Annotated in this window: 13 protein-coding genes and 1 pseudogene; 5 read left to right on the top strand and 9 right to left on the bottom strand. The window is 71.7% G+C overall.

Annotated features, from left to right (window positions below; genetic code table 11):
* Window positions 1–3: 3 nt before the first annotated feature.
* Together ACVW19_RS06785 and ACVW19_RS06780 are read right to left on the bottom strand one after the other, a co-directional pair.
* Window positions 4–1785 carry a glycoside hydrolase family 15 protein gene (locus ACVW19_RS06785; RefSeq protein ID WP_457457503.1) on the bottom strand — a complete coding sequence of 594 codons (1782 nt, stop codon included), beginning with the start codon at window positions 1783–1785 and terminating at the stop codon, window positions 4–6.
* Window positions 1786–1926: 141 nt separating this feature from the next.
* Entirely contained in the window at window positions 1927–2727 is an 801-nt protein-coding gene (locus ACVW19_RS06780) for an SURF1 family cytochrome oxidase biogenesis protein (RefSeq protein WP_457457501.1), read from the bottom strand.
* A 417-nt stretch (window positions 2728–3144) separates the two neighbouring features.
* Between ACVW19_RS06780 and ACVW19_RS06775 the strand changes: the two genes are divergently transcribed.
* Entirely contained in the window at window positions 3145–4131 is a 987-nt protein-coding gene (locus tag ACVW19_RS06775) for an SDR family NAD(P)-dependent oxidoreductase (RefSeq protein WP_457457499.1), read from the top strand.
* A 154-nt stretch (window positions 4132–4285) separates the two neighbouring features.
* On the opposite strand, the pseudogene ACVW19_RS06770 reads toward ACVW19_RS06775, so the two are convergent.
* Window positions 4286–5235 (bottom strand): annotated as a pseudogene (locus tag ACVW19_RS06770) (NAD-dependent epimerase/dehydratase family protein).
* Window positions 5236–5382: 147 nt separating this feature from the next.
* Between ACVW19_RS06770 and ACVW19_RS06765 the strand changes: the two are divergent.
* Window positions 5383–5631, top strand: a complete 249-nt coding sequence (locus ACVW19_RS06765; protein WP_457457497.1) for a hypothetical protein — start codon at window positions 5383–5385, stop codon at window positions 5629–5631.
* 279 nt (window positions 5632–5910) lie between these two features.
* On the opposite strand, the gene ACVW19_RS06760 is transcribed toward ACVW19_RS06765, so the two are convergent.
* From ACVW19_RS06760 to ACVW19_RS06745, 4 genes are all read right to left on the bottom strand, one after another.
* Window positions 5911–6897, bottom strand: coding sequence for a DEDDh family exonuclease (locus tag ACVW19_RS06760; RefSeq protein WP_457457496.1), 987 nt, complete (start codon window positions 6895–6897; stop codon window positions 5911–5913).
* Window positions 6898–6968: 71 nt separating this feature from the next.
* Window positions 6969–7976 (bottom strand): CopD family protein, encoded by a 1008-nt coding sequence (locus tag ACVW19_RS06755; protein WP_457457495.1) that lies wholly within the window; start codon window positions 7974–7976, stop codon window positions 6969–6971.
* Window positions 7977–8147: 171 nt separating this feature from the next.
* On the bottom strand, window positions 8148–9602 hold the full coding sequence (locus ACVW19_RS06750) for a CoA transferase (protein ID WP_457457493.1): 1455 nt from the start codon (window positions 9600–9602) through the stop codon (window positions 8148–8150).
* 192 nt (window positions 9603–9794) lie between these two features.
* The gene (locus tag ACVW19_RS06745; protein ID WP_457457491.1) at window positions 9795–11330 is read right to left on the bottom strand and encodes a S8 family peptidase; all 1536 of its coding nucleotides are present in this window, start codon (window positions 11328–11330) and stop codon (window positions 9795–9797) included.
* Window positions 11331–11646: 316 nt separating this feature from the next.
* On the opposite strand from ACVW19_RS06745, the gene ACVW19_RS06740 reads away from it, so the two are divergent.
* From ACVW19_RS06740 to moaA, 3 genes are all read left to right on the top strand, one after another.
* On the top strand, window positions 11647–12003 hold the full coding sequence (locus ACVW19_RS06740; protein ID WP_457457490.1) for a DUF485 domain-containing protein: 357 nt from the start codon (window positions 11647–11649) through the stop codon (window positions 12001–12003).
* Entirely contained in the window at window positions 12000–13628 is a 1629-nt protein-coding gene (locus ACVW19_RS06735; RefSeq protein WP_457457488.1) for a solute symporter family protein, read from the top strand. Before ACVW19_RS06740 ends, ACVW19_RS06735 begins: the two co-directional genes overlap by 4 nt.
* A 171-nt stretch (window positions 13629–13799) precedes the next feature.
* Window positions 13800–14789, top strand: a complete 990-nt coding sequence (gene moaA, locus ACVW19_RS06730) for a GTP 3',8-cyclase MoaA (RefSeq protein WP_457457486.1) — start codon at window positions 13800–13802, stop codon at window positions 14787–14789.
* Between the two features lie 45 nt (window positions 14790–14834).
* Here moaA and ACVW19_RS06725 read toward each other — a convergent pair whose 3' ends face one another.
* Window positions 14835–15059 (bottom strand): hypothetical protein, encoded by a 225-nt coding sequence (locus tag ACVW19_RS06725; RefSeq protein WP_109383225.1) that lies wholly within the window; start codon window positions 15057–15059, stop codon window positions 14835–14837.
* Window positions 15060–15324: 265 nt separating this feature from the next.
* Entirely contained in the window at window positions 15325–15732 is a 408-nt protein-coding gene (locus ACVW19_RS06720) for a DUF3099 domain-containing protein (RefSeq protein WP_457457484.1), read from the bottom strand.
* Between the last annotated feature and the right edge of the window lie 143 nt (window positions 15733–15875).

The raw sequence follows: 15875 nt of genomic DNA, 5'->3' as shown, positions 1-15875 counted from the left end.
GCCCTATCCTGCCTCCTCGTCCCCGAACAGGGCGAGGGCGGTGTTCACCAGGCCGATGTGGCTGAACGCCTGCGGGAAGTTGCCCAGCAGCCGCCCGCCCACCGCGTCGTACTCCTCCGCCAGCAGACCCACGTCGTTGGCCAGCCCCAGCAGCCGCTCGAACAGCTCACGTGCCTGATCCGTCCGGCCCGCCATGTGCAGGGCGTCCGCGAGCCAGAACGAGCACACCAGGAACGTGCCCTCCTCACCGGGCAGACCGTCGACGGATGCGGCGTCCGGGGTGTAACGGCGTACGAACCCGTCCTGGCCCAGCTCCGCGCGGATCGCGTCGATCGTGCCGAGCACCCGGGGATCGTCGGGCGGCAGAAAACCCACCCGGGGGATCAGCAGCAGCGCGGCGTCCAGTTCGCGCGATCCGTAGGACTGCGTGAACGTGTTCCGCTCGGGGTCGTACCCCTTCTCGCACACGTCACGGTGCACCTCGTCACGTAACGCGCGCCAGCCGTCGACGTCGCCCTCGAGGTCCGGGCTCTCCTCCAGGAGGCGCACGGCACGGTCCGCGGCCACCCACACCATCACCTTGGAGTGCACGAAGTGGCGGCGGCCGCCGCGCACCTCCCACAGCCCCTCGTCCGGCTGCCGCCAGGCCGTGCGCAGGAAGTCCAGCAGCACGGTCTGCAGGGCCCACACGTCCGGGTGCGGGGAGAGGCCCGCACGCCGGGCCAGCGCCAGCGAGTCCACGACCTCGCCGTACACGTCCAGCTGGAGCTGGTTCACGGCGTCGTTGCCGACCCGTACCGGGGTGGCGCCGTCGAAGCCGGGCAGCCACGGCAGCTCGTACTCGGGCAGCCGCCGCTCGCCCGCCAGCCCGTACATGATCTGCAGATCCGCGGGGTCGCCCGCGACCGCGCGCAGCAGCCAGTTGCGCCAGGCCTCCGCCTCCTCCTGGTACCCGGCCGCCAGCAGCGCGCTCAGGGTCAGCGTGGAGTCACGCAGCCAGCAGAAGCGGTAGTCCCAGTTGCGCACCCCGCCCGGCTCCTCCGGCAGCGAGGTGGTGGCCGCGGCGACGATACCGCCGGTGGGGGAGTAGGTGAGCGCCTTGAGCGTGATCAGGGACCGGACCACCGCGTCCCGGTGCGGGCCGGTGTAACGGCACCGGGACACCCACGCACGCCAGTCGGCGATGCTGTGCCGCAGCGAGGAGTACGGGTCGACCAGCGGCGGGCGAGGCTCGTGGGAGGGGTGCCAGGTGAGGACGAACGCGACCCGCTCGCCCGGCCCGACCGTGAACTCGGAGTGCGTGCCGAGGTCCTCCCCCCAGGTGGGCACCTCCGGCACACTGCGCAGCCACACCGAGTCCGGCCCCGCGACCGCCACCCGGTGGCCGTCGTCCCTGCGCACCCAGGGCACCACCGAGCCGTAGTCGAAACGCAGCCGCAGCGTGCTGCGGACGGTCACCTCGCCGCGCACGCCCTCGACGATGCGGACCAGGTCGGGGGCACGGTCGCGCTGCGGCATCAGGTCGGTGACGCGCACCGCGCCCTCGTCGGTCTCCCACTCGGTGTCCAGGACGAGGGTGTCCCGGCGGTAGGCGCGGCGCGTGTACCGCTCGGCGCCCAGCGGCGCGAGTCGCCAGTGACCGTTGGTCTCGTCGCCGAGCAGCCGGGCGAAGCAGGCACCGGAGTCGAAGCGGGGCAGACAGAGCCAGTCGACGGACCCGTCCGCGCCCACCAGGGCAGCGGTCTGTTCGTCGCCGATGAGCGCGTAGTCCTCGATGCGGTGCACGAGGTGCGGATGCCCGGCCACCGGGGGCGGCAATCAGGGACGGCGCCGGGGAGTGACGACCGTCGCGGCGACGGCGACGGCGACGGTGACGGCGGTGGCGACGGTGACGGCCCGGAAGGCCGCCCCGTCACCGGCCAGGTCCTAGAGCGCCGCGGGTTCGGCCCGCTCCGAGTCCGCCGTCCCGGCTGCCGCCCGCTCCGCCCGCTCCCGTGCCTCGCGGCGGACCAGGATCACCCAGCCGATGGGGACGCCCGCGGTGAACAGCCACCACTGGACGGCGTACGCCATGTGCGGGCCGATCTCGTCGTGCACGGGCTCGGGGATCAGCTCCGGGGAGCCCTCGCTCGGCGCGGGCTCCGTCAGGTCGACGTAACCGCCGAGGACCTCCTTGCCGAGCCGCTCGGCCTCCAGCTCGCTGTTGATCAGCATGATCTGCCGGTCGGGCAGGCCCTGGAGGTTCTTGATGCCGCTGTCCTCGGTCGTCTGGTCCTGCATCAGCCGTCCGGTGACGGTGATCTCACCCTCGGGCGGCGGGGGGATCTCGGGGAACTCGCTCTGGCTCGGACCGTCCGCGGGAACCCAGCCCCGGTTGACCAGCAGGACCCTGCCGTCCTCGAGGACGAACGGGGTCAGCACGTGGTAGCCGACCTTGTCGTCCGCGTTGGTCCGGCGGCGCACGACGACCTCGTCGGCGGTGTCGAAGCTTCCCCTCGCCGTCACCCTGCGGTACAGGTGCTCGTGCTCGACCTTGGCCCCGGGCGAGGTCAGGGACTCGGCGGGCACCGGCTCGGCCGCCAGGGAGTTGGCGATCACCTGGTTCAGGGCGACCTTGCGTTCGTGACGGTGCAACTGCCAGAAGCCCAGCTCGATCATCGTCGGGATGAGCACGAGTGCCAGGAGGGTGAGGATCACCCACTGGCGGGACAACAGGAAGCGGTACACCCCACGACCGTACAACCAGGGCCGTGGGGTGCATTCAGGCGGGTACGTCCTCACACCCGGTCGACGAGGCCCGCCCTTCCCTCCGCGCGCAGTGCTCGCAGATCGGGGCCGTGCGGTGGAGCGTGCGGGAGGAGCACCCGGGCGGGCCCTGCCCACGAGCCCCCGGTGAGTTGCTCTCGGCGACGGCGGCGGGGAGTCCGTCTCCGCGCAGGGCGAGGTGGGTCTCCGGGGCGGCCGGCTTCGAGGAGGCCCGGGCCTCCGGCGACGTCGGGCTGGGGCTCTCGGCGGTCCGGCAGGAGGTTCCTCCACTCGGGTGTGCCGGCCCTGCACCCCTGCGGACCGTCACCGGAGTGAACCGGGCGAGGGCTCGGCCGCGCATGTGGCTTCGATCGGCTTTCCCGCTCGTAGCCTGGCGGCATGGCAACTCCGCAGCGCAGGATCGGGTCGGGTTTCGGAGCGCGGAGCACCGCGGAGGAGGTCCTGCGCGGGATCGACCTCACCGGAAAGCTCGCGATCGTCACCGGCGGCTACTCGGGCATCGGGCTGGAGACGACGCGCGCGCTCGCCGGCGCCGGCGCCCGTGTCGTGGTGCCCGCCCGGCGCCGCGCGGCCGCCCAGGAGGCGGTCGCCGGCATCGGCGGCGTGGAGGTCGACGAACTGGATCTCTCCGACCTCGGGAGTGTCCGCGGTTTCGCCGAACGCTTCCTCGCCTCCGGCCGCAGCGTCGACTTGCTGATCAACAACGCCGGGATCATGGCCTCCCCGGAGACACGGGTCGGACCGGGCTGGGAGGCGCAGTTCGCCACCAACCACCTCGGCCACTACGCGCTCGTCAACCGGCTCCGGCCGGCGATCGCGCAGGGCGGGGCGCGAGTCGTCGCGGTGTCCTCCAGCGGCCACCAGTTCTCGGGCATCCACTGGGACGACGTGCAGTTCGAGCACGGCTACGACAAGTGGCAGGCATACGGTCAGGCGAAGACGGCCAACGCACTGTTCGCCGTACAGCTCGACGTGCTCGGCCGGGACACCGGTGTACGGGCGTTCTCGGTGCACCCCGGCGTCATTGTCGCCACCCGGTTGGGGCGCCACGTGCCCAGGGAGGAAATGTTCGCTGCCGGCTGGATCGACGAGGACGGCAACCCGGTGGACGCCGGGTTCAAGACCCCGGCCCAGGGGGCGGCGACCCAGGTGTGGGCGGCGACCTCCCCGCAGCTGGCGGGCATGGGCGGCGTGTACTGCGAGGACTGCGACATCGCGGAGCTCACGGACGACGCGGAGTCCGCGGGCGACGGGGAGATCACCGAGGGCGTACGCGCCTACGCGACGGACCCCGGGCAGGCGGCGCGGCTGTGGAGGCTCTCGGCCGAGCTCACAGGTGTCGACGCGTTCACGGCCGACGTCTGAGAGGCCACCGTATGCCGAGCCCTTGTTTGCAGGTGCCCCCGGGTGTTTGCAGGTGACCCCGGGCGCACACCTGATCCGTGGGGATCCCCGAGTCCCCCGCCCCGTCGGGAACGGTCGGGGCACGGCGCCCCGACGACAGGCTGAGACGACGGGTTCATCGGCGGGCGAGCCGTTCCCGGTACCAGGCAAGGGTGCTGTCGAGCGTCTGCGTGAGCGGTGCGGGAGCGCGTCGGAGGTGTCCTGGAAGGCGGAGGAGTCCATGATCTGCGGCTCGGTGTGCTGGTGGAAGAGCTCGGCGTACTCGTTCATGAAGGTCTGGTCGAAGGGGCCGAACGGGCGTGCCTCTTGGAGGACGACGACGTTCAGTGGCCGGCCGACGCGCTCTTCGATCATGCCGTGGATCCAGCGCGTGGTGAGCGCGGGTGCTGTGGGGAGGTGCCAGACCCGACCGTCGCCTTCCGGGTGCTCGCCCAGCGTGGCCAGCCCCGCGGCGACATCGGCTGTGTCCGTGTAGCTGTGCGGCAGATCGATGTCGCCCAGACCCAGCACCTCAGTACCGGTCAGGGCGCCGGGGAACACGGCTCCGCCGAGGGTCGAACTGATCACTCCGGGGCCGACGAAGTCGGCTGACCGGCCCAGCACCACGCGGGCGCGACCCTCGCGGTGGGAGGCGAGGTAGTTCCTGTCGAGCTCCGCGCGCATGCGCCCTTTGCGTGTGGTGGCGTTCCACGGCGTGTCCTCGGTCATCGGCCTCCCGTGGGTTTCGCCGTACGGGTGGAGGGTGTCGAGCACCACCAGACGCGCTCCTGTGGTCTCCACCGCGTCGAGCACTGCCTCCTGGATCCGCGGCATCACCTCCACCTGCAGGTGATAGCCGACGTTCACACAGTGGTAGACCACGGCGGCTCCCGCCGATGCCGCCCTGGCACCTTCTGCGGTGCTCACGTCCGCGGCGTACCTCTCCGCCCCGGCCACCTCAGGGCCTGTGGCCTTGCGGTCGACAAGACGCACTGCGTGGCCGCGGCGGACCAGTTCCTGAGCCAGTGCAGACCCTGCCGGTCCGGAGCCGGGTACGACCTGCAGATCACCGTCGGCAGTGGACATGACGTCTCCTTCACGGTGCTCTCGGTTGCCGGGCGCGTCCGGATGTCCCCGAGGAGTCCCTTACGGGCCGATTGTCACCTGATGCAGAAATTGCGCTCCGGGTGGCGCCGGCTTGCGAGCGCCCGTCCCGCCTCCGACGATGAGGCTATGACACGTTGCGAAGTGTGCGGGAACGACTACGCGCTGGCGTTCACCGTCGAGACCCGGGACGGGGCGCGTCACGTCTTCGACTCGTTCGCCTGCGCGATCCACCGGATGGCCCCCATCTGCGAGCACTGCCGGGTGCAGATCATCGGCCAGGGTGTCGAGGTGGACGGCCACTGGTACTGCGGCGCCCACTGCGCCCGCGCGGAGGGCAAGGTCGGCATCGTGGACAAGGTGGGTTCTGCGGTGTAGCCGACAGGCTCCTTGGCGTTCGGGTCAGGATGCGGGGAAGACCGGCGCGGGCCGAGCGGAACCGGCCGCCGCGGCCTTTTCGGCCTGTACCGGGCAGCAGGCGCCGGGACCGCCGAGGACCGGGCCCCGTGACATGTCGCCGTGCGCCACGGGGCGGGCCGCCGGTGCGGGCGAGCGGGCGACGGGTGAGTCGCCCGCACGGCTGACCGCACCCCGGCGGGCGTGCGGCCCCCTCCGCGCTCCGGCGGGCGTGCGGCGTCCCGCCCGCCGTCGGCGCGGTCAGCCCTCCGACGCGGGGGCGACGTCACCGAGCAGCTGGCCGAAGGCCGCCTCGTCCACGACCGGGGTGCCGTACTGCCGGGCCTTGACCACCTTGGACGTGCCCGAGTCCGGATCATTGGTGACGAGGAGGCTGGTCAGCCGGGACAGGCTGGTGGCGACGTGCAGCCCGGCCTCGGTCGCCCTGTCCTCCAGCAGGTCCCGCTCCACGGAGGTGTCACCGGAGAACGCGACCCGCATGCCCTGCTTGAGCGGCTTGCCCGGTTCGTACCGTCCCGGGTTGGGGTAGGGGCACGCGGGCCGCTTGCGGGAGGGACGCCAACCGGTGGACCGAGAACCGCCGCCGTACCCGGCCTGCTGAGCGACCCGAGGCCGGTCGGTCCACTCCGTCAGCGGCAGACACTCGTGCAGTGGCAGTCGCACCCCGCCCACCGCCGCCGCCCGCAGGCTGGGCCGGAACACCTCCGCCAGCACCCGCGCGTCGTCCAGCGCGTGGTGCGCGCGCTGCTGCACCACACCGAAATGCGCGGCGAGCGACTCCAGCTTGTGGTTGGGCAGCGGCAGCCGGAGCTCCTTGGAGAGGACGATCGTGCACAGCCGCTGCTTCACCGGCGCCTGCGCGCCGGCGCGGGCGTACTCGCGGGCGATCATCTGCCAGTCGAAGACGGCGTTGTGCGCGACGAGCACCCGCCCCTCCAGCCGGGTGGCGAACTCTTCGGCGATGTCACCGAAGAGGGGCGCCCCTTCGAGCGACTCGCTCGTCAGACCGTGGATCCACACCGGACCGGGGTCCCGCTCCGGATTGACCACCGTGTACCAGTGGTCCTCGACCTCACCGCGCGCGTCCAGCCGGTAGACGCCCGCGGAGACGATGCGGTCGTCCCGGGCGAGTCCCGTGGTCTCCACGTCGACGACCGCGTACCCCCGCGGATACGAGGCCGGCCAGACGGTGGCGGAGGATGCTGCGGTCGTGAGGTCTTCGAGCATGGTTCATGAGGATACGGGCCACGACTGACAGCCCTGCCCGTCAGGTACCCTGCGGGCCCCGCCGCCCGGCCTCACCAGCGGATCGGTACCGGAAGCGCCGTCAGGAGGCCCGACACCGCCACCACCAGGGCCAGCAGGTACGCCTCCGCCCACGCGGGGCCGCGGGCGCTCAGCGGATCGGCCGCGCGGGCCAGTCGGATCCGGGCCCACAGGGCGAGGGCCGAGACGCCGGCCATCAGGATCACCTTCGCGAGCAGGACACGCCCGTACGCGGTGTCCGTCAGCTGCTCCAGGATCGTCCCCGGCGGCATCCGGCGCAGTGAACTGCACACCCCGGTCGCGGTGATGGCGGCCAGCAGAACGGCCGCCACGCGCGCGTACAGCCCCAGCAGCACGCCACCCGCTTCCGAGCCCCGCCACGCCCGCGTGGTGCGCAGCGCGTACAGCAGGCCGCCCACCCAGAGCGAGGCGCAGGTCAGGTGAATCAGCGTCAGGCCGGAGCCGATCAACGGGGTGTACTCGGTCTTCGGGTGCGCGCGCAGGGCCTCGGCGGCGATGACCGCGGCCAGCGGCCAGGCCTGCGTGCCCGGGCGGCCGGAGGCGGCGCACAGGGCCGCGAGCAGGAACGCGTTGACCTCCAGGAGGGCCAGCTTGCCGTCCCGGGAGTCGTACAGGCCGCCCACGTCGATGGCGGCGAGGCTTTCGGGAACCAGGTTGCCGGTGGCCACGACGGAGGCGAGTCCGACGGCGGCCGCGAAACCGACGGCGTTCGCGACGGTCGACCAGCTGCGGGGCGCGGGCGGGGGCGCGTCGGGCACGGAACGCAGGAGCCGCTTCACGAACAGTTCGCCGACGGGTATCGCCAGAGCCGCGAACAGCACCGTCCGCAGCAGGGCTATGCCGCCGGTACCGGGCGCCTGGGCCTCACCGGTTCCGCGCAGGGCGGGGGACGGGCCGAGGAGGGGTATCAGCGCCGCCAGCGCCACCAGCACGAGTACGGCGACGGCCGGGCCGGTGCCGGAACGCCGCGTACCGCTGTGCGCACCGGCCGCCCCGAACCTGGGATTTGTCAGAGTCACCCCAGGATCTTCACAAGCGCTCACAGAACGGGCAAGCGTGGGGTGCGGAGGAGGGGACGGTTCGCGCCAAAACCGGATCCAACGCCCCGGCCGTGCTCGTGCGGCCTGCCGACACCGGCCGCGGTCCGTCCCTCCCGACGCTTCCAGTGCTGTCCGGCGCCGTCCCCACCGTCAGCCCCGTCCCCACCGCGCGGTGTCCGCCCCCCACGGTCCGGGCGGCCGGGCCCAGTCACGGGGCCCTCCGGCGAACGACACCGCGGGCCGGACGTACCGCAGCCTGCCCTGCGCACTGTCCGCCTCCGTGAGCCAGGCGTCGGCGGACCCGCCCGCGACCGGGGCGGAAGCGGCTGCCGCCCCTCCGGCCGGCGCACGCGTGTGTGCGGCTCCTTCCAGCAGCCAGCCCGCCGTCCGCGCCAGCGCCAGCCGCACGAACCGGCTGCCCCCCTCGTCCGCCTGCTCGGTCAGCGCCCGCAGCACCGCCGCCGCCAGCAGATACCCCGTGCCGTGGTCGAGGGCCTGCGCCGGGAGTGCCCCCGGCCGCTCCGGTGAACCCTCGCTCGCGGCGATCCCCGTGGCCACCTGCACCAGGCTGTCGAAGCCGCGCCGGTCGCCCCACGGCCCGTACGCACCCCACGCCGACAACTGCGCCACGACCACCCCGGGCCGGCGCTCGGCCAGTGCCTCGGGGCTCAGCCCGAGGCGGTCCAAGGACCCCGGCCGGTACCCGGTGACCACCACGTCCGCGGCCGCGAGCAGCTCCTCGAAGGCATCCCGGTCGGCCGTCAGATCCAGCAGGGCCGAGCGCTTCCCGAACCCCGTGTCGGTGTGCTGGCCGGGGAGTTCGGGCAGCCGCGGGGAGTCCAGGCGCAGCACGTCCGCGCCGAGCAGGGCCAGCGTGCGGGTGGCGACCGGCCCCGCGATGACCCGCGTCAGGTCCAGCACCCGCAGCCCTGCCGCGGGCAGCAGCGGATCGCGGCCCACGGGGGCGAGCACGCGCGCGGGTGCGGCGTCCAGCCGCCCGCGCTCCACCAGCGGACGCTCCGCCACCGCCGCGGCCTGCTCGTGCGCCGCCCACCGCCCGGGCGTCCGCAGCGCGACGGCGAGTCCCCCGGAGGCGTACACGGCCTCCTCGACCTCGACGGCCGACCGCTCGGCGAGCGCCGCCGCCACCGCCTGCGTGTCCTCGGACGTCCCCAGCGCGGCGAGCAACCGGGCCCGGTGGTGGGGGTAGTTGGCGTGCGTGCGCACCCATCCGTCGGCCGTGCGCCAAAAACGCGACAGCGGCGCGAAGGCCACCGGGGCCCGCCCGTCGACCAGCAGATGCCGCTCGCTGACGAACGCCGCGGCCACCGCTCCGTCGTCCACTCGCACAGCGGGCGTCCCGGAGACTTCGGGACGTCCCGTAGGAGCGCGCCCCGAAGGCGTGCGCGCCGCCCGCCGCGCGCCCAGTTCGGCCGCGGCCAGCGCGCACGCGCCCACACAGGCGCGCGCCAGCTCCCGTACCGGCAGCCGGGCGGGAAGCACTTCGGGGCGCTCGACGGTCGACACGCGCGTGAGGAGGGCGGGATCGCCGCCGAGCGAGGACCACGCGGCCGCGAGGCCGACGCGGGATTCGGTGTTGGGCATGGGTGCACTGTGCCGCACCGGCCGCCCATGCGGCACGAGCCGATCATCACACTCGGGCACCCGCTGACGCCCCGCCCACGATCCACCCGTAGGGCCCCCGGGACACCGGAAGGGCCGGGCGGATCGCCCGGCCCTTCACCTCTCACAGGTCTCACAGGTCGCACAGGTCACGCGGTGCTGCTACTGCTCTGCCTATCGCTTCACCGCGTCCAGCGCGTCGACGATGCCGAAGCCGTAGAAGCCGTTGACCCGCTTGCCGCCCTCGCACGTCGCGTCCTGCACTCCGTCGCCGTCCTGGTCGTAGGACGCCGGGCAGCCCGGGTTGTCCGCCTGCGCCTTCAGCAGCGCCTGCAGCGCGGCCGGGGTCGCCCACGGGTGCTTGGACTTCAGCAGCGCGGCCACACCGGCGGCGTGCGGTGAGGCCATCGAGGTGCCCTGGAGGAAGCCGTACGCGTTGTTCGGCATGGTGGACAGGATGCGGCCGTTCTTCGACGGTGTGTCCGGCAGCTGGTAGCGGCTGTCGCCGCCCGGTGCCGCGACATCCACCACGCGGTTGCCGTAAGTGGAGAAGAACGACTTGGCGTTGTGCACACCGGTCGCGCTGACCGTGACCACACCCGGCAGCTGGGTCGGCAGGTCCAGGCACTCGGAGGGGTCGATGGTGCGCTCGACCGGAGTGGTGTCGTTCGGGCTGGAGGCGTCGTCGATCGCGTCCGAGGCCAGGTCGTGGTTGGAGTTGCCGGCCGCGGCGACGTGCAGGGTGCCCTTCTTCTGGGCGTACAGCTGGGCCCGGTTGACCGCGTCGACGATCGCCTTCTGGTCGGGGTCCTCCTTGCAGTTGTACAGCCAGGGGTCCACGTAGTAGCTGTTGTTCGTGATCTCGACGCCGTGGTCGGCGGCGAACACGAAGGCGCAGACGACGTTCTCCGGGTAGAAGAGACCGTTGTCCGGGTCGCTCACCTTGATGCTGGACACCTTCACGCCGGGCGCGACACCGGCGACGCCGATGCCGTTGCGGGCCGCGGCGATCTCACCGGCCACGTGGGTGCCGTGGTAGTCGTCGTCCGTGTACGGACGCCAGGCGCCCTCGCTGGTGTCCGCCTTGCCGCCGACGCAGTTGGCCGACTGGGCGGCGGAGAAGTTCGCCTTGAGGTCGTCGTGGGTGTCGTCGACGCCGGTGTCGATCACGGCGACGGTCACCTTCTGGCTACCGGGGTTGATCCGCGCGGCCTTGTCGGCGCCGATCGCCCGCAGGTCCCACTGGTCGGCCTCGAGGGGCTCGCTGCCGGGGACCTTGTCCGAGGCGGCCTTCGTCTTCGCGGCCTCGGCGGCCGTCATGTAGTCGGCGGCTCCCACGTCGGTCGTCCCGGCCGGGGCCAGCGGCGCGGTACGGGTGGCCCCGGCCGACTGCACTCCCCGCGCGGCGCGGATCTCCTTGCCGAAGTCCGGGTTCGCCGAGTGGACGACGATCACACCGATCTTGTCGTACGTGACCACGACGGTCCCGCCGGCCGCGGCGATCGCCTTCTTCACCGACGCGATGGTGCGGTGGTCCGCCTTGGTGTTGACGACATACGCCAAGGCGGGCGCGTCCGTCGCCTGCTTCGCCGCCGGCACCGCCTGCGGAGCCGCCGACGCCGCCACCGGCAGGAAGCCGAGCGAGGCGGTCAGGGACAGCGCGACAGGCACGGCGAGGGCGAGACGGCGTCTGGAACGCAGATGAGCCATGGGATCTCCACATCATCCGGAAACGAAACCGCCCGAGGCACAGGTGGTGCTCGGGCAGGGACATGACGGGTGGTGCAGGGTGAAGTTATCCCGTGCCCTCTCCGGGCAACAACGTTTTGCCGTAACGACTTCGGAAAACGTCCCCCGAAAAGAAAACGCGGACCGTTGAACCGGTGCTCGCGTGGCGCCGTGACGTTGTGCAGGGAGCGCGAGGACACTCGCCCCCGTTCCCGTCGTAGTCCCGTAGTTCCGTAGTCCTGTCGTTCCGTCATTCCGTCATTCCGCCGTAACCGCACCCGCAACGCGAGGAGACTCCGTGGCCGCCGAAGCGCCATCCCCCTCAGCAGAGGAACACAAACTCCCCACACCCGAGGAGTTCACCGCGGTGCAGGAGAGCGCTGAGTTCGGTGAACTGCGCCGCTCCCACCGCTCCTTCGCCTTCCCCCTGACCGTCGGCTTCATCCTCTGGTACCTGCTGTACGTGCTGCTCTCGAACTACGCGGGCGGCTTCATGGGCACGGAGCTGTTCGGCAACATCAACGTCGCCCTCGTCTTCGGTCTCCTGCAGTTCGTCACCACGTTCCTCATCGCGTGGTGGTACTCCCGGCACGCCGCCACCAACCTCGACCCCAAGGCCGAGGCCATCAAGACCCGTATGGAGGGCGGCGCATGAGCCCCGCGATCACCCACGTCACCCTCGCCGCGAACGAGGCGAGCGAACACCGCGCACTGATCATCACGCTGTTCGCGCTGTTCGTCGTCGCGACCCTCGGCATCACCGTCTGGGCGGGCCGGCAGACCAAGGACGCCGCCGACTTCTACGCGGGCGGACGGCAGTTCAGCGCCTTCCAGAACGGACTCGCGGTCTCCGGCGACTACATGTCGGCCGCGTCCTTCCTCGGCATCGCCGGCGCCATCGCCCTCTTCGGCTACGACGGCTTCCTCTACTCCATCGGCTTCCTGGTCGCCTGGCTGGTCGCCCTCCTGCTGGTCGCCGAGCCGCTGCGGAACTCCGGCCGCTACACGATGGGCGACGTCCTCGCCTACCGCATGCGCCAGCGGCCCGTGCGCACCGCGGCCGGCACCTCCACCATCGTGGTGTCGATCTTCTACCTGCTGGCCCAGATGGCGGGCGCCGGCGTCCTCGTCTCGCTGCTGCTCGGCATCACCTCCGACGCCGGCAAGATCCTCATCGTCGCCCTCGTCGGCGTCCTGATGATCGTCTACGTCTCCATCGGCGGCATGAAGGGCACCACCTGGGTGCAGATGATCAAGGCCGTGCTGCTCATCGGCGGCACCATCCTGATCACCTTCCTGGTGCTGCTGAAGTTCAACTTCAACATCTCCGACCTGCTGGGCAAGGCCGCCGACAACAGCGGCGCGGGCGCGGCCTTCCTGGAGCCCGGCCTGCAGTACGGCGCGAGCGGCACCACCAAGCTGGACTTCATCTCCCTCGGCATCGCCCTGGTGCTCGGCACCGCCGGTCTGCCGCACATCCTGATCCGCTTCTACACGGTGCCCAACGCCAAGGCCGCCCGTAAGTCCGTGAACTGGGCCATCGGCATCATCGGCGGCTTCTACCTGATGACCATCGCCCTCGGCTTCGGCGCCGCCGCGCTGATCTCGCGGGACGAGATCATCGCCTCCAACCCGTCCGGCAACACGGCCGCGCCGCTGCTCGCCCTGCACCTGGGCGGCACCGACTCGACCTGGGGCGCGATCCTGCTCGCCACCATCTCGGCGGTCGCCTTCGCCACGATCCTCGCCGTGGTCGCCGGTCTCACCCTCGCCTCGTCCTCCTCCTTCGCGCACGACATCTACGCCAACGTCATCCGCAAGGGGAAGGCCACGGAGAAGGAGGAGATGAGGGCGGCCCGCTGGGCGACCGTCCTCATCGGCGTCGTCTCCATCGCGCTCGGCGCCCTCGCCCGCGACCTGAACGTGGCCGGTCTGGTCGCGCTGGCCTTCGCGGTCGCCGCGTCCGCCAACCTGCCGACGATCCTCTACAGCCTGTTCTGGAAGCGGTTCACCACCCAGGGCGCCCTGTGGTCGATCTACGGCGGTCTCATCGTCGCCGTCGGCCTGGTGCTGTTCTCGCCCGTCGTCTCCGGAGACCCGACCGCGATGTTCCCCGACGTCGACTTCTCCTGGTTCCCGCTGAAGAACCCGGGACTCATCTCCATCCCGTTCGGCTTCCTGATGGGTTGGCTCGGCACCGTCCTGTCCAAGGAGGAACCGGACGCCAAGAAGTACGCGGAGCTGGAGGTCCGGTCGCTGACCGGCACCGGCGCCCACTGACCCGCACCGGCGGCCGGGCCGCGTCGTGCGGACCTCCCCGGAGGTCCGCACGACGCGGCCGTCGTACATCCCACCGCCTCGGGACGCTGTGCTTGTCGGTGCCGTCACGTAGGCTCGCAGACAGCCGGAGTACGCGTGATCCGAGTGATCCGAGTCGAGGGAGGGGGCCACGTGCTCATCGACACGTACGGCCGCGTGGCAACCGACCTGAGGGTGTCACTGACCGACCGGTGCAATCTGCGGTGCACCTACTGCATGCCCGAGGAGGGTCTGCAGTGGCTGGCCAGGCCCGACCTGCTCACGGACGACGAGATCGTCCGCCTCATCGACATCGCCGTCACCTCCCTCGGTATCGAGGAGGTCCGCTTCACCGGCGGTGAGCCCCTGCTCCGCCCCGGCCTGGTCGGCATCGTCGAGCGGGTCGCGGCCCTGGAGCCCCGTCCCCAGACGTCCCTCACCACCAACGGCATCGGCCTCGGACGCACCGCGGCGGCCCTGAAGGAGGCGGGCCTGGACCGGGTCAACGTCTCCCTCGACACGCTCCACCCGGACGTCTTCAAGACCCTCACCCGCCGCAACCGCCACCAGGACGTCATCGACGGCCTGTACGCGGCCCGCGAGGCCGGCCTGACCCCGGTGAAGGTCAACTCGGTCCTGATGCCGGGGCTCAACGACGACGAGGCCCCCGACCTGCTGGCCTGGGCCGTGGAACACGGCTACGAGCTGCGCTTCATCGAGCAGATGCCCCTGGACGCCCAGCACGGCTGGAAGCGCGACGGCATGATCACCGCCGGCGACATCCTCGCCTCCCTGCGCACCCGCTTCGAGCTGACCCCCGAGGGCGACGAGGCCCGCGGCTCCGCCCCGGCCGAGCGCTGGCTGGTCGACGGCGGCCCGCACCGCGTCGGCGTCATCGCCTCCGTCACCCGCCCGTTCTGCGCGGCCTGCGACCGCACCCGGCTCACCGCCGACGGACAGATACGCACCTGCCTGTTCGCCACCGAGGAGACGGACCTGCGCGCGGCCCTGCGCTCCGACGCGACCGACGAGGAGATCGCCCGGATCTGGCGGCTGGCCATGTGGGGCAAGAAGGCGGGCGCCGGCCTCGACGACCCGACGTTCGTGCAGCCCGACCGCCCGATGTCCGCCATCGGCGGCTGAAGCGGCCGAAGGGCTGGGGCTCGGAGGCCGGGGCAGGGGTCGGGACTACGCCTCTTCGGGCGCCCGCCACTCCTCGAAGCGCACCACGTCCTTCAGGAACCCGCGTACGCCGAGGAACTGCGACAGATGCTCCCGGTGCTCCTCACACGCGAGCCAGGTCTTACGGCGCTCCGGCGTGTGGATCTTCGGGTTGTTCCAGGCGAGCACCCACACGGCGGCGGCACGGCAGCCCTTGGCGGAACAGATCGGTGTCTCGGGATCAGGGTCCATCACACCGCCGACCCTAACCCGACCGGCTCAGTGGCAACGGCCGGGAGCACCTGGCGCACCCGGCGCAAAGGCGACGCCGAGCAGCCACGGGGGGAGCTGCCCGGCGTCGGTCTGTCGCTCCGACGGGGGATGCGGAGCGCGTACGAAGTATGTCATGGGTCACCCCGCCCCCGGCACCGGAACAACATGATTGATCTGAGCTTTTCTTGAGCTTGGCGGGGAAGTGTCTTTTGGTTCCGGGCCGGTCATGGTCATGTTCCGAAGGTCATGACGGCCCGGGCCGCTCCGTTCGTGTGCCGGGCGTGGGCTCGGGGGTGGGTTCGGACCCCGCACCCTCCGTCCCGGGTTCCGCCGTGTCGTCATCCGTCGCCGACGGCTCGATCATCGGCCGCATCTGCGTCGACATGTAGGCCGACGGCAGTGACGGTGCGTTCTCACGCCCGGCGTTGGCGATCACCACCGCGATGTACGGCAGCAGCATGCCGAGGGCCAGCGCCACGATCGCGACGTGTCGTTCCACGTTCCAGAGCGACGCCGCGAGGATGACCGAGATCGTACGAACGGTCATCGAGATCACATACCGGCGCTGCCGCGCACGCACATCGTCCTGGAGGCCCGCCCTGGCTCCGGTGATCCGGAACACCTGGACGCTGCTGCCGTGCTGCTTCCGCATCACATTCCACCATCCGCCCGTATCGGACTTTTCCCGCCCCTGGCCGCCTCGCGACCGGCCGGGGCACCGGGCTCGTACGCGGACCACGTTACGCCGCGCCCGCACCGCCCACGAGACCGGGGCACCCCGGTCCGCGGGTCCGT

The organism is Streptomyces sp. TE5632, assembly GCF_054061295.1.
Note: the sequence above shows the minus strand (reverse complement) of the source record. Positions and strands in the feature narration are given on the sequence as shown.

Excerpts from the sequence above, each read along its gene's own strand:
- ACVW19_RS06720 (WP_457457484.1), bottom strand. The coding sequence starts at position 15,732 with ATGCGGAAGCAGCACGGCAGCAGCGTCCAGGTGTTCCGGATCACCGGA.
- ACVW19_RS06725 (WP_109383225.1), bottom strand. The coding sequence starts at position 15,059 with ATGGACCCTGATCCCGAGACACCGATCTGTTCCGCCAAGGGCTGCCGT.
- ACVW19_RS06775 (WP_457457499.1), top strand. The coding sequence starts at position 3,145 with ATGGCAACTCCGCAGCGCAGGATCGGGTCGGGTTTCGGAGCGCGGAGC.
- ACVW19_RS06765 (WP_457457497.1), top strand. The coding sequence starts at position 5,383 with ATGACACGTTGCGAAGTGTGCGGGAACGACTACGCGCTGGCGTTCACC.
- ACVW19_RS06745 (WP_457457491.1), bottom strand. The coding sequence starts at position 11,330 with ATGGCTCATCTGCGTTCCAGACGCCGTCTCGCCCTCGCCGTGCCTGTC.
- ACVW19_RS06735 (WP_457457488.1), top strand. The coding sequence starts at position 12,000 with ATGAGCCCCGCGATCACCCACGTCACCCTCGCCGCGAACGAGGCGAGC.
- ACVW19_RS06750 (WP_457457493.1), bottom strand. The coding sequence starts at position 9,602 with ATGCCCAACACCGAATCCCGCGTCGGCCTCGCGGCCGCGTGGTCCTCG.
- ACVW19_RS06760 (WP_457457496.1), bottom strand. The coding sequence starts at position 6,897 with ATGCTCGAAGACCTCACGACCGCAGCATCCTCCGCCACCGTCTGGCCG.